General features: G+C 32.7%; 12 protein-coding genes. 7 read left to right on the top strand and 5 right to left on the bottom strand.

Annotation, left to right across the window (positions count from 1 at the left end):
- Positions 1-22: 22 nt before the first annotated feature.
- Positions 23-352, bottom strand: a complete 330-nt coding sequence (locus VK164_RS10940; RefSeq protein WP_324209380.1) for an iron-sulfur cluster assembly accessory protein — start codon at positions 350-352, stop codon at positions 23-25.
- Between the two features lie 144 nt (positions 353-496).
- Between VK164_RS10940 and VK164_RS10935 the strand changes: the two genes are divergently transcribed.
- The 7 genes from VK164_RS10935 (at position 497) to VK164_RS10905 (ending at position 10,257) form a co-directional block, all read left to right on the top strand.
- Complete coding sequence (locus tag VK164_RS10935) at positions 497-1,357, top strand: MBL fold metallo-hydrolase (RefSeq protein ID WP_324209379.1); 861 nt, start codon at positions 497-499, stop codon at positions 1,355-1,357.
- Between the two features lie 74 nt (positions 1,358-1,431).
- Positions 1,432-3,027 carry a S8 family peptidase gene (locus tag VK164_RS10930; protein WP_324209378.1) on the top strand — a complete coding sequence of 532 codons (1,596 nt, stop codon included), beginning with the start codon at positions 1,432-1,434 and terminating at the stop codon, positions 3,025-3,027.
- A gap of 79 nt (positions 3,028-3,106) precedes the next feature.
- Positions 3,107-4,990 (top strand): M1 family metallopeptidase, encoded by a 1,884-nt coding sequence (locus tag VK164_RS10925; protein WP_324209377.1) that lies wholly within the window; start codon positions 3,107-3,109, stop codon positions 4,988-4,990.
- A gap of 148 nt (positions 4,991-5,138) precedes the next feature.
- Positions 5,139-7,262, top strand: coding sequence for an elongation factor G (locus tag VK164_RS10920; protein WP_324209376.1), 2,124 nt, complete (start codon positions 5,139-5,141; stop codon positions 7,260-7,262).
- Between the two features lie 65 nt (positions 7,263-7,327).
- Positions 7,328-7,699 carry a ribonuclease P protein component gene (gene rnpA, locus VK164_RS10915; protein ID WP_324209375.1) on the top strand — a complete coding sequence of 124 codons (372 nt, stop codon included), beginning with the start codon at positions 7,328-7,330 and terminating at the stop codon, positions 7,697-7,699.
- 73 nt (positions 7,700-7,772) lie between these two features.
- Positions 7,773-9,407, top strand: a complete 1,635-nt coding sequence (locus VK164_RS10910) for a S41 family peptidase (protein WP_324209374.1) — start codon at positions 7,773-7,775, stop codon at positions 9,405-9,407.
- Position 9,408: 1 nt separating this feature from the next.
- The gene (locus tag VK164_RS10905) at positions 9,409-10,257 is read left to right on the top strand and encodes an OmpA family protein (RefSeq protein ID WP_324209373.1); all 849 of its coding nucleotides are present in this window, start codon (positions 9,409-9,411) and stop codon (positions 10,255-10,257) included.
- On the opposite strand, the gene VK164_RS10900 is transcribed toward VK164_RS10905, so the two are convergent.
- From VK164_RS10900 to VK164_RS10885, 4 genes are all read right to left on the bottom strand, one after another.
- A complete protein-coding gene (locus tag VK164_RS10900) occupies positions 10,254-10,700 on the bottom strand; it encodes a GNAT family N-acetyltransferase (RefSeq protein WP_324209372.1) in 447 nt (148 codons plus the stop codon). The genes VK164_RS10905 and VK164_RS10900 overlap by 4 nt on opposite strands.
- Before the next feature lie 7 nt (positions 10,701-10,707).
- Positions 10,708-11,688, bottom strand: coding sequence for a DUF4837 family protein (locus tag VK164_RS10895; protein ID WP_324209371.1), 981 nt, complete (start codon positions 11,686-11,688; stop codon positions 10,708-10,710).
- Between the two features lie 11 nt (positions 11,689-11,699).
- On the bottom strand, positions 11,700-13,238 hold the full coding sequence (locus VK164_RS10890) for a lytic transglycosylase domain-containing protein (RefSeq protein ID WP_324209370.1): 1,539 nt from the start codon (positions 13,236-13,238) through the stop codon (positions 11,700-11,702).
- A 66-nt stretch (positions 13,239-13,304) separates the two neighbouring features.
- A complete protein-coding gene (locus tag VK164_RS10885; RefSeq protein WP_324209369.1) occupies positions 13,305-14,492 on the bottom strand; it encodes a phosphoglycerate kinase in 1,188 nt (395 codons plus the stop codon).
- Between the last annotated feature and the right edge of the window lie 50 nt (positions 14,493-14,542).

The raw sequence follows: 14,542 nt of genomic DNA, 5'->3' as shown, positions 1-14,542 counted from the left end.
TTAATTTTTCAATCTTTAAATTTTATAACGAAAAACTCTCTCCACATCCACACGTTCTTTGTGCATTTGGATTGTTAAAAACAAATCCTTTTCCGTTTAAACCACCCGAAAATTCTAATATAGTTCCTGCCAAATAAAGAAAACTCTTTTTCTCAACGGCAATTTTTACATTATTATCTTCAAATATTTTATCGTTTTCTCCAATTTCTTTGTCAAATTTTAATTCATAAGACAAACCGGAACAACCACCACTTTTTACGCCTACTCGCACGTAATCTTTGGTCGCATCAAAACCATCTTCTTGCATCATTGCAATGATTTTTTTACTCGCTGTGTCTGATACTTTAATCATAGCTTATTTTGATTTTGTCTAAATTAACTGCAAAGATAAGCCATAAATTGCTTTTTACAAGAGTTGCTAACATTTTTATAACTTATCGATTCATAGTTTCTGTTTATAGTATTTTTTGTAATTTGGCAGAAAAATGACTGAAGCATGAAATTACATCCTATAGAAGCTGGAAATTTTAAATTAGATGGTGGTGCTATGTTTGGAGTGGTACCTAAAACCATTTGGAATAAAACCAATCCGGCCGACGAAAATAATTTAATTGACATCGCCGCAAGATGTTTATTAATTGAAGACAGCAACCGACTAACCTTGATTGATACCGGAATGGGCAACAAACAATCGGATAAATTTTTTGGATATTATTCGTTATGGGGCGAGCATTCATTAGATAATTCACTAAAAAAGGCTGGTTTTCATCGCGATGATATTACCGATGTATTTATGACGCATTTGCATTTTGATCATTGTGGTGGAAGTGTCAATTGGAACAAAGATAAAACAGGTTTCGAAGTTGCTTTTAAAAATGCTAAATTTTGGACAAACGACAACCATTGGGAATGGGCAACGAAACCAAATTCAAGAGAAAAAGCTTCTTTTTTACATGAAAATATTATTCCAATGCAAGAAAGCGGTCAGTTGAATTTTGTAAAAAGACCAGATGGAGATTTCTTACAGGAATCTGAATTGGGTTTTGGTATTTTCTTTGCAGATGGTCATACTGAAAAACAAATGATTCCACACATCAATTACAACGGAAAAACCATTGTTTTTTGTGGCGATTTATTAGCAACTGCCGGGCACATTCCAATACCATATGTAATGGGTTATGACACGCGTCCGCTTTTAACTATGGATGAAAAAGCTAAATTTATGAATGCCGCAGCTGAAAATAATTATTATCTATTTTTAGAACACGATGCACATAATGAGATAATTACAGTAGAAAAAACGGAAAAAGGTGTTCGCTTAAAAGAAGTTTTCACCTGTGAAGAAGTTTTAAAATAAAGTTAAAAAAACACAGAACTGTAACAAATAGACAATACTTCAGTCCAATAGCTGAAAATTAATTAATTGAGAAAATGAAGAAAATTTTTAGACCTCTGTATTTAAGCCTAGCTTTAGGATTTATTTTAGCTAGTTGCGGTCCGCAAAAAATGATATCAACTCCTGTTGAAAATATCGACAATCTACCATTAAAAATAACTCCTGTTGCAGAAAATGATTTAAAACGTTGGAGTCATTTAGATTTAGTAAAAGACACTGTGCCAGGAATGAGTGTTGACAAAGCATATACTGAACTTATAAAAGGTAAAAAAGGTAAAAAAGTTATCGTTGGAATCGTAGATTCTGGTGTAGACATTAACCATGAAGACTTAAAAGCTGTAATTTGGACCAATCCAAAAGAAATTGCTGGCAACGGAATAGATGATGACAAAAACGGTTACATAGATGACATGCACGGATGGAATTTCTTAGGAAATGCTGTTAATGAGCAACTTGAAATGACGCGTATTGTTAAAAAAGGACCTGGAACACCAGACTATGATAAAGCAAAAGTAAAACTTGAAGAAGAATTAGCAGGAATTAAAGGTCAAAAGCAACAATTAGACTTTATTTTAAATGCGGATAAAACAATCAAAACACACTTGAAAAAAGATGACTTTACATTAGAAGAAGTAAAAGCAATTCAATCAGAAGATACAGGTGTAAAACAAGCAAAAGCAATGTTTACACAAATTTTAAGCAACACAACCAAAGCCGAATTTGATGCTCAAATTGAAGAATTCAAAGATTATGTTTACGGACAAGTGAATTACAATCTGAATGTTGAATTTGACGGTCGTTCTATAGTTGGAGATAATCCAAACGACATAAAAGATACTAAATACGGAAACAATAATGTAGTTGGTCCAGACGCAAAAGAAGCTAAACACGGAACACATGTTGCTGGAATCGTAGCTCAAGTTAGAGGAAACAATATTGGTGGTGATGGCGTTACTAATAACGCTCAAATTATGGCCGTAAGAGCCGTTCCTAATGGTGATGAATATGATAAAGATATTGCTTTAGGAATTCGTTATGCTGTGGATAATGGTGCTAAAGTAATCAATGGTTCTTTTGGAAAATATTTTTCTCAAAACAAAGAATGGGTTATTGAAGCCATCAAATATGCAGAGTCTAAAGATGTTTTAGTAGTAATTGCTGCAGGAAATGAATCTTATGATTTAGATGTTACTAATAAATATCCAAACGACACTTATGATAATTCTCCTGAATTCGCTAAAAACGTTATAATTGTTGGGGCACTTTCGCCAAGCTATGGCACTAAAATGGTAGCTAGTTTTTCAAATTATGGAAAAAACAATGTAGATATTTATGCTCCAGGTGATAAAATTTATGCTACTACACCTTTAAACAATTACGAATATTTACAAGGCACTTCAATGGCATCACCAAACGTGGCCGGTGTGGCAACTTTAATTCGTTCATACTATCCAAGTTTAACCGCGGTTCAAGTAAAACAAATTATCATGGAAAGTGGAACGCCTTTAAAAAACACAGTTACTATAGGTGAAGACAAACACAAAGTAAACTTTGCTGATGCATCAAAATCTGGAAAGATTGTTAATGCATACAATGCACTACTTTTAGCTAAAAAAATGGCGAAAAAATAATTATTATATATTCTAATGTTAAAATCCAAAACCTACAGGTTGTCAAATTCTTGTAGGTTTTTCTTTTAAAAAATTGATTATGAAAAACTTACTTTTTATTTTTATTTCTTGTATTGGTTTCGCCCAAAACAATCCAAATCCAGGCTATTGGCAACAACACGTTGATTATAAAATGGACGTGAATATGGATGTGAAAAAATTCCAATATACTGGAAAACAAGAAATCATTTACACCAACAATTCTAATGATACTTTACACAAAGTGTATTATCATTTGTATAATAATGCGTTTCAACCAGGAAGTGAAATGGACGCAAGGCTACAAGCTATTTCCGACCCAGATAAACGAATGGTGCGCACCTTTAAAAAAGAAGGTAAAGATGTAAAAGAAAGTAAAATAAGCACGTTAAAACCAAACGAAATTGGCTATTTAAACATCGCTAATTTTAAACAAGATGGCGTTGTTGCCACCACAAAAGTAGTGGGGACTATTTTAGAAGTTACGTTAACAAAAGCTATTTTACCTAAACAAAAAACCACCCTTTCTTTAGACTTTGAAGGTCAAGTACCGTTACAAATTCGTCGTTCGGGAAGAATTTCTGAAGAAGGTGTTGCTTTATCAATGACACAATGGTATCCAAAATTATGTGAATATGATTTTGAAGGTTGGCACGCTAATCCTTACATTGCAAGAGAGTTTCATGGTGTTTGGGGAAATTTTGATGTAAAAATTACCATTGATAAATCCTATACTATTGGTGGAACAGGTTATTTACAGAATAAAAACGAAATTGGTCACGGCTATCAAGATGCTGGTGTAAAAGTTATTTATCCAAAGAAAACAAAAACATTAACTTGGCATTTTTATGCACCAAACGTACATGATTTTGCTTGGGGTGCTGATAATGAATTCGTTCACGATATGATTTTAGGACCGAATAATGTAGAATTGCATTTCTTATACAAAAATAAAGCAGAGAATTTAGAGAATTGGAAAAAAATGCAACCTAAAACTGCTGAATTATTAGCGTTTTTTAACGAAAATGTGGGACAATATCCCTACAAACAATATTCAGTAATTCAAGGAGGAGATGGCGGAATGGAATATGCAATGTGTACATTAATTACTGGAAATAGAGCCTATGGCAGCCTAGTAGGTGTAACAGCGCATGAATTTGCGCATAGTTGGTTTCAACAAATTTTAGCAACTAACGAATCAAAACATTGCTGGATGGACGAAGGTTTTACAACCTACATTTCAAATTTAGCCATGCAAAAAGTGTTGCCTCCAAAAACACCTGAAAATCCATTTGAAGATTCATACAACAACTACATTTATTTAGCAAAATCGGGGAAAGAACAACCTTTAACCACTCATGCAGATCGATACGATTTGAATATGTCTTATGGTATTGGAGCTTATAGCAAAGGAGAAATTTTTTTGGCACAATTGGGTTATTTAATTGGGCAAGAAAACCTCAACAAAACTATTAAACGTTACTACAACGAATATAAATTTACACACCCAACACCAAATGACATCAAACGTGTAGCTGAAAAAATATCTGGGGCTAATCTAGATTGGTACTTAAACGAATGGACACAAACCACCAATACCATTGATTATACGATCAAAAACGTTGAAAGTGCAACCGATGGTATGCAAAGAACAGGGATTTCGTTAGAACGCAAAGGAAGAATGCCAATGCCATTAGATATTTTAATAGAATATACTGATGGAACCAAAGAATTTTTCTACGTTCCAAATACATTAATGCGTTGGGAAAAACCAAATCCATACATTGGAATTAAAGCTACAGTTTTAAAAGGCTGGGATTGGGCCTATCCAACTTACTTTTTTGAAGTTCCAAAAGCAAAAGCAAACATAAAATCCATCACTATTGACCCAAGTGGTTTATTAGCCGATGTAAACAAAGAAGACAATGTTTTTGTCAAAAAATAATGAAAAGCGACTTTAGGGTCGCTTTTTTTATGATGCTTATCTATAATACAACTGATAAATATCATAACTCACCATTTTAGAATGACGTAATTTTAAGGTGCTTAAAACGCAATTCAAAAATTATTACGCAATTTTAAAATACAATATTATGAGCATTGCAACCAAAGACATTAGAAACGTGGTATTTCTTGGGCATTCTGGTTCAGGAAAAACCACATTCATCGAGACCATGTTATTTGAAAGTGGAATCATTCCGCGTCGTGGTTCGGTAGAAGCACACAATACTATTTCAGATTTTACCGACTTAGAACATGAAAGAGAAAACACCATTTACAGCCATTTAATGCACGCCAAATGGCACAATAACAAAATAAACATTATTGACACGCCTGGTTTTGACGATTTTATTGGCGAAGTGGTTTCTTCGTTAAAAGTTTCCGACACAGCTTTAATTCTTTTAAACGCAGCTTCTGGTGTAGAGGTTGGCACCGAAATCGTTTGGGAATACGTACAAAATTACCAAACTCCTGCTCTATTTGTCATCAATCAAATGGATCATCCAAAAGCCGATTATGACACCACTTTAGAACAAGCCAAAAATCGTTTTGGAAACAAAGTAATTCCTATTCAATATCCGTACAATTCGGGCGAAAAATTCAACAGTATTATTGATGTCCTTCGTATGACGATGTATGTTTTCCCAGAAAATGGCGGAAAACCAGAAAAAATGCCTATTCCAAATACAGAATTAGAAAAAGCAAATGCACTTCATAATGCTTTAGTAGAAGCTGCGGCAGAAAACGAAGAAGGTTTAATGGAAAAATACTTTGAAAAAGGTAATTTAGACGAAGAAGAATTAGCAAAAGGGTTAACCATTGCCTTGGCACATCAACAAATTTATCCTGTTTTTTGTGCTTCGGGATTAAAAGATATGGGAAGCGGTCGAATTATGGGGTTTATCGATGATATTGCGCCATCTCCAGCTGACAGACCTGCTAAAAAACTAGAAAATGGTACTGAATTAAAATGTGATGCTTCTGACAAAACCACCATTTTTATTTATAAAACACTGTCTGAACCTCAAGTAGGAATGGTTTCTTATTTCAAAGTGCTTTCCGGCGAATTGAACGCTGGTGAAGAATTAGTAAATGCCGATAATGGTGAGATTGAACGCCTAACTCAAATTTTTGTAACCGAAGGAAAACAACGAACAGCAGTAGAAAAATTAGTTGCTGGAGATTTAGGAGCAACGGTTCGTTTGAAATTTGGTCATTCAAATAATACGCTTAACGCGAAAGGTGTAGACCGAAAAATTAGAAAAATGCAATTTCCAGACAGCCGCATCAGAAAAGCCGTTTCGACCGCTAATCTAGCCGATATGGAAAAAATGATTAAAGCGTTGCACCAAATTCAGGAAGAAGATTTAACCTTAAAAGTGGAACAATCTGCCGAATTAAAGCAAACCATTATTCAAGGACAAGGGCAATTGCATTTGGATTTAATCAAACACCGCATAGAAAACGAAAACAACATCGAAATTGTGTTTGAAGAACCAAAAGTTCCTTATCGTGAAACTATAACTGCAGCAGCAAAAGCAGAATATCGTCATAAAAAACAAAGTGGTGGAGCAGGACAATTTGGGGAAGTACACATCACCATTGAACCTTATTTTGACGACATGCCAGAACCACATAATGTAAATGTTCGCCATAAAGAAATCGAAGAATTACCTTGGGGTGGAAAATTTGCTTTCTACTGGTGCATTGTTGGTGGCGCAATCGACAATCGTTATGCCACCGCAATCAAAAAAGGAATCATGCAAGAAATGACTGAGGGCCCGTTAACCGGTTCCAATTGCCAAAACATACGCGTTTGTATTTACGACGGAAAAATGCATGCCGTAGACAGCAATGATATTTCGTTTCAATTAGCAGCATCACATGCTTTTAGAATAGCATTTAACGAGGCTAAACCTCAACTTTTAGAGCCTTATTATCATTTAGAAGTACTATGCGAAGACCATCACACAGGAGATGTTATGGGCGATTTACAAACTAGAAGAGCCATCATTCAAGGAATGGATACAGACGGACATTACCAAAAAATCATTGCGGAAGTGCCTCTAGCAGAATTAAAAGATTATGGTTCTACCCTTCGCTCACTAACACAAGGAAAAGCAAAATTCAAATTGCATTTTGCAAATTATCAATTAGTTCCAACACATGTACAAGCCGAGTTGGTTAAAAACAAATCCGTTTTAGCTGAAGTATAATTTAGAAATATACACCAAAAAAGCTTCTTCATCATTTGAAGAGGCTTTTTTTATACCTTTGCGTCATGCAATTCAAATATCCCAAAAAAGAGAAATTAAAAAGCAAGACCACTATTGATTTGCTTTTTTCAGAAGGAAATTCGGTTTCGAAATTCCCGTTACGTTTGGTATATGTTGAAAACAAAGAAGAAAATGCCGAACAGATTAAAATGGGGGTTTCGGTATCAAAAAAATATTTTAAAAAAGCGGTAGACCGAAATTATTTCAAACGTGTTTTGCGCGAAACCTATCGTTTAAACAAGCATCTTTTAATTGATAATTTAGAAAAACCATATGCTTTTATGTTTTTCTATCAAACAAAAGAGCGCCTTTCTTATCAAGAAATTGAGGAGAAAACTATTCAACTTTTTCAAAAATTCAACGAAATTAAAAAGTAAATCATCACAATGGTTTAATTTTTGCTCAATATTATTTACTTTCGTAAACTAGTATCAATCAATTCATCAATTCATGAAGCGTTATTTTAAAAGAAAAATAATTATCCCTATTGTAACTTTAACTTTCCTTTTTATTGGAGTGAGTTTCAAAAACGATTTTTTTGAAATCGCTAAACAAATTGAAATTTTTACTGGCGTTTTCAAAACTGTTAATCAAAACTACGTTGATGAAACCAATGCCGGTGAGATGATGGATATTGCCATCAAAAACATGTTAAAAGAACTAGATCCTTACACTGTTTTTTTTAACGAACAAGATGTATTAAAATTCAAGATTAATAATACGGGTGAATACACTGGAATTGGTGCCATGGTGCAACGCAAAGACGGAAAAGTCTATTTGAAAGAAATTTATAAAGGTTTTCCGGCAGACAAAGCAGGGTTAAAAGCCGGCGATGAAATTACACAAATTGGTGATGTAAATTTAAAAGAATATAAAGAAGATGCATCTCAATTGCTTAGAGGTGCGAAAAACACAAATGTTGTTATTCAATTCCTTAGACAAGGAAAACCGCAAACGGCAACCATAATTTTAAACGAAGTAGATATCAAAGCAGTGCCTTTTTATTCGCTTTTAAAGGATAATACGGGCTATATAGTGCTTTCAAAATTTAATGAAAAAGCTAGCTCAGAAACGAAAGCCGCTTTATTAGATTTAAAACAACAAGGCGCCACAAAAATTATTTTAGATTTAAGAGGAAATCCAGGAGGATTGCTTCACGAAGCTGTAAATATTTGTAATCTTTTTGTAGCAAAGAATGAACTGATTGTAACCACAAAATCCAAAAATGTAAAACACAATCACGAATATAGAACAAAAAACGAGCCAACCGATTTAGAAATTCCACTAGCTGTTATTGTCGATGGAAAAAGTGCTTCAGCTTCAGAAATTGTTGCAGGCGCCATTCAGGATTTGGATCGCGGTGTGGTTCTTGGTAGCAGAAGTTTTGGAAAAGGTTTGGTACAACGTCCTCTTGATTTATCCTATGGAACACAAGTAAAAGTAACCATTTCAAGATATTATACTCCATCTGGAAGATGTATACAAGCTTTGGATTATTCTAAAAAAGATGAAAATGGTAAAGCCACTAAAAAATCACAAAATGAATTCAATGCTTTTAAAACAAAAGCTGGAAGAACAGTTTATGATGGTGGTGGTGTTTTACCCGATATAGAAATTGAAGAAACAAAAACAGCTAACATTACTGACGCTGTAGTAAAAAATGATGCTGTTTTTAATTTTGCTACTCAATTATATTACAAAAACCCTTCTTTATCTGGAATTCCAACGATTTCTGATGCTGATTTTACAAGTTTTAAGGCTTTTTTAAAACAAGAAAAAATAAGTTTAGACACCGAAACCAATAAAGCGCTTAAAAACGTGTTAGAAAGTGCTAAAAAAGAAAAAATCGACACTCAAATCGCGACAGAATACAAACAATTAGAGCTCGCTTTAGAAAGAAATCAAGAGGCTGAATTAGATAAAAATAAAACCCAAATAAAAAAATTATTACAAGAAGAATTAATCATTCGCTATCAATATCGCGAAGGGTTATATACTTTTTATACCAAAAACAATATTGAAATTGAAAAAGCAATTACGCTATTAAATAATTCAACCCAATATAAATCTATTTTAAAAAAATAAAATGAAACGCTTACTATCCCTATTTCTTATCGTTTTCTCTTGTTTTACTTTCGCTCAAGAAGATGAGGAAGTGCACTCTATATTTTTTGAATTTGACAAATACAATTTAAAAGAAGAGCAAGCCGATGCAGTAGTTAATTTTGTTAGTAAAATTGATACTTCACGCATAGAATCTGTTCAAATATTTGGTTACTGTGATGATAGAGGTAAAGATGCCTATAATTACACTTTGTCAACAAATAGAGCAAACACGGTAAAAGACAAATTAATTGAAAGAGGTATTAAAAGTAAAATCATCATTACCCTTGAAGGAAAAGGAAGAATAATGCTGGATGAAGATTTACAAACTAATATTCCAGAAGCACGTTCGAAAAACCGAAGAGTTGATGTGGTGGTAAACTTCAAACCCATAGTAATTGAAGACTTAAAAATTCCTGGTGTCTACAGCTCGGTTCATAAAGATGCTATCGTAGGGGATAGAATTTACCTTGATAAAGTTCTTTTTGAACGAGGAAGTAGTCAATTAACCTATCAAGCTAAAAAAGAATTAGATAAAATTGCCATTCAATTGCAAAAGAACAAAAACATCCATTTTGAAATTCAAGGCCATGTGTGTTGTACACCTACTTTTCAAAAAGAAGCGGTTGATAGAGATACCAAAAAACGCGAACTCTCTACTAATAGAGCAAAACGAGTTTACAATTATCTTATAATGAAACGCATCAGTAAAACTAGAATGACTTTTAAAGGATATGGAAACACTCAATCTTTAAAAAAAGGTAGCGCATTAGACCGAAGAGTGGAGCTTTTGATTACTAAAAATGATACCCCAGTAGAAAAGAAAGGTTAATTTTTCTTCATCTGAATATGCGGAATATCATCTTCTAAATACATTTCACTGGTTTGAACAAATCCATGTGATTCATAAAAGTTTTTTAGGTATTCCTGAGCAGAGATAGTAATTGCTGTTTCATTGAAATTTTCCTTTATGGCATTCATTGAAACACGCATTAAAAGATGCCCAAATTTTTTGTCTCTATATTTTGGACTAACAATTACTCTTCCGATTGAAGCTTCATCAAAATAATATCCTTTATTAAATATACGCGAATACGCTGCCAATTCATTATTATAATATCCTAAAACATGAATTGCTTTCTCATCTTTGCCGTCAAGGTCTTGATAAACGCAATTTTGCTCCACCACAAACACTTCTGAGCGAAGTTGAAGCAACAAATACATCTCTGTTGCAGAAAGGTCGTTAAATCGCTTAATTTTAAATATAATTTCCATTTTGTTTTTATGGTGTAAAAATAACTGACTTCATCATGCTTTCTAATTCAAAAACCAAATCTCTTTTTGCCTTTGAAGGATTATAAGTAAACCCATCTAGAATTAAATACCTATTGTTTTTTTTATCCTTTATAGCATAATTTATAAATGGTCCTGCCATAAAATCGTTTTTTAACTGCCAAGTTCCTTTGGTTTCGAAAGCAACTTTATTATCTATTTTAGTTTGCAAAAAATAAGGTGAATAGGCTGTTTCTGTAATCATCCATGTTTTACCAAATGTACCATGAATATACTTTTTCCCTAATGAATCTCTAACCGCAATAATATTATTAACGATGTTATTATCTTTTTCAATTGTAGAAATAGGAACATCATAAACCAATAAACTGTTATATCCTGTGGGAAGTTCTCTTCTTATCCACAAAAACTTTTTAGAAACAATTTCATACTTATAATTGTTTCGAATAGCCATTTTAACTTTGAATCTTTCTTGAATTATTTGATCAGAAATAGGTGTTTTTATAATACGATACTGATTTTCAACAATTTCAGATTCCTTTAAAAATTTAATGATTTCTCCCGATTTCTGTTCGAGTAGTTTTACTATTTCTTCGTTAGAAGTTGCAGTAAGATAAAAAACCTGTTGTGGATTTGCAAAAACATTTTCCTTGTGTTTAAACGAAACCTCGTTTCCTTTTTTGATAACTACAATATTTCTATTTTTTTTTACTGTGCCTTCGAATACTTTTGTTGGATATTGATTTAATGTAAAAAGAGGTTCTTCTTGAGGTAAACCATCAACTGGAGCCGCTAATTTTTTACGGATTGTATCTCCAATTTCGCCATTCCATAAATTATCATCAACAACAATTGTTATGGAATTAATTTCACCAAAAGAACTATCAGATGCTATTGACTCTTCCTCACCCTTTTCTACGCACGAAAAAAGCAAAGAAATTGTAATTAATAACACCAATACTGGTTTCATTTTTGATGATTTTATCCGTTGATTTTTAATTTCATCCCGGGTTGTATATTATCACCACTAATATCATTCCATTTTTTTATTTCTTCAACTGTAACTCCGGGGTGTTTTTTAGCAATTGTAAATAATGAATCTCCTTTTTGTACCGTATAAATACCATTTTTAGTTGTGCTTTCATTGTTTGAAGAAACAATTTTTTTATCAGAATAAATTTTTAATCTTCTTCCTGCCTGAATGGTATTGCCTTTTAAATTATTCCATTTTTTAAGTTCAGAAATCAAAACATTATACTTATCAGCAATTTCTCCTAAATTATCGCCACTTTTAATAGTATAATATTGTGTTTTTCGTTCAAATTTGGGCTTCGAAACAACTATTGAATCAACGTTTGTTGCAATAGAATCTTTTGATGTATTAACAATAATTTCTGTTTTGGATTTTTCTTTAAATGTTTCCAAATATTCTAAATAAGCGTATATTTTTTCTTCGTTTGAAACAAAAAGACCCATTTTGTTTTTTGGTAATCTTAAATAATGAGCTTTTTCTGTTTCAAAAGGAATTACTTTTAACTTATAAATTGGATTCAAAAATTCTAATTGCTCAACTGGGATGTCTAACAATTCTGAAATATGTCTAAAAGACATTTGTTTTTTTATCATTATTGTATCCGTTTCAAAATATGTTAAGGTTGCCTTTTTAGGTTGTAAACCATGTTCTTTTCTAAATTCGTAAATGTACATTGTAGCTAAAAAAGCAGGAACATAATTTGCGGTTTCACGAGGAAGGTTTTTACGAATATTCCAATAATTTTGGCTTCCGCCTGAGCGACGAATTGCTTTTGAAACATTACCTGGACCGGCATTATACGATGCTAAAACCAAACTCCAATCGCCAAAAATTTCATACAAACTAGATAAATACTGACAAGCCGCTTCGGTCGCTTTTAATGGATCATAGCGTTCATCAACATATGAATTTACCTCTAAGTTGTATTGCTTCCCTGTAGGGTACATAAATTGCCACAACCCTGAAGCTCCAACTCTAGATTTTGCTCTTGGATTTAAAGCAGATTCAACAATTGCTAAATATTTTAGTTCCATCGGAATGTTATATTTTGCCAAATGTTCTTCAAACATTGGAAAATAATATTCAGAAATTGCCATTAAGCGTTCAAATGCTTTGGTTCTATTTTTTAAAAAAGACTTTATCGTGTTTTCTAAAGCAGGATTATATTCAATATTAAACGGCGATTTTGCATCTAATTTTGCTAATCTTTTCTTTAAAACTTCTGAAGACAAATCATAACTTACTTCAGAATCAAAGTTAACATCAGAAATATCAGAAAACATGCTTTCAGACAATTCAATATTAGCCAATTCTGTCAACCATCTCTCATCGATACAATTACTTGTGCTGTGATTTACAAAGGTTGATTTCAAAGAATCTAAATAAGAAACTTTGGGCAACAGTAAATTTATTTCTTTTTCTGCATTTTCTTGCCCAAAGCTAAAAAGCGATAGCAAAAGTGATGCATATAGGATTGATTTTTTCATTATTGTTTTTGTTTTTTGGGGCATAATAAAAACTAATAACTTAATTATCAGGTTTTTATTGTGCAATTATTCTAAAATAGCAGCAATTCCTGGCAAGGTTCTCCCTTCAAGCATTTCTAACATTGCTCCACCACCGGTTGACACATAACTCATTTTAGGCTCTAAACCAAACTGTTTAACAGCAGCAACACTATCGCCACCACCTACTAACGAAAAAGCTCCATTTGCTGTAGATTCTGCGATATATTCTCCCAATGATATTGTTCCTTTAGCAAAGTTTTCCATTTCGAAAACTCCTAATGGGCCATTCCATAAAATAGTTTTTGAATCTAAAATTATTCTTCTAAAAATTGCTAGTGATTTTGGTCCAGCATCTAAACCTTGCCAACCATCAGGAATGTGATTTACATCTACAATTTGTGTGTTTGCCTCGTTTGAAAACGCATCAGCCGCAACCACATCAACAGGAATATGAATTTGAACCCCTTTTTCTTTTGCTTGTTTTAAAATTTCAATTGCCAAATCTAATTTATCGTCTTCACAAATCGAATTACCAATTTTTCCACCCAACGCTTTCACGAAAGTAAAGGTCATTCCTCCACCAATAATCATGTGGTTTACTTTATCTAAAATATTTTCAATTACCGTTATTTTTGAAGAAACTTTACTTCCTCCCAATATTGCAACTACTGGTTTTTCAGAATTTTTTAGTACTTTTTCGATACTTTCAATTTCTTTAGCTAACAAATAACCGAAGCATTTTGCCTCTTTAAAAAATTGTGCAATAATTGTAGTTGAAGCATGAGCTCTATGGGCAGTTCCAAAAGCATCGTTCACATAAATATCTCCTAATGAAGCTAATTTTTTAGAGAATTCTACATCTCCTTTTTCTTCTTCGGCATAAAAACGAAGGTTTTCTAATAATAAAATTCCGCCTGGTTGTAAGTTTTTTGCTGCGTTTTCAGCAATTTCTCCTATACAATCTGAAGCAAAATGCACTTTTTGTCCTAAAATTTCTTCCGTTTTTGAAACGATATGTTGTAACGAATATTTTGCTTCAACTCCTTTTGGTCTCCCTAAGTGACTCATTAAAATTACACTTCCACCATCTTTCAATATTTTGTCAATTGTAGGCTTTGCTGCCTCTATACGAGTAGCATCTGTTACTTTAAAATTTTCATCTAAAGGAACATTAAAATCTACTCTGATAATTGCTTTTTTATTATTGAAATTGAAGTCGTTAAGTGTTTTCATTTTAAGTTTTTTTAATTCGAATGAATGCAAATATAATTTATTGTATTCTA

Source organism: Flavobacterium sp. (genome assembly GCF_035299005.1).
Taxonomy (GTDB): domain Bacteria; phylum Bacteroidota; class Bacteroidia; order Flavobacteriales; family Flavobacteriaceae; genus Flavobacterium.
The sequence above is the reverse complement of the archived record's forward strand: the minus strand, read 5'-3'. Positions and strand labels throughout refer to the sequence as shown.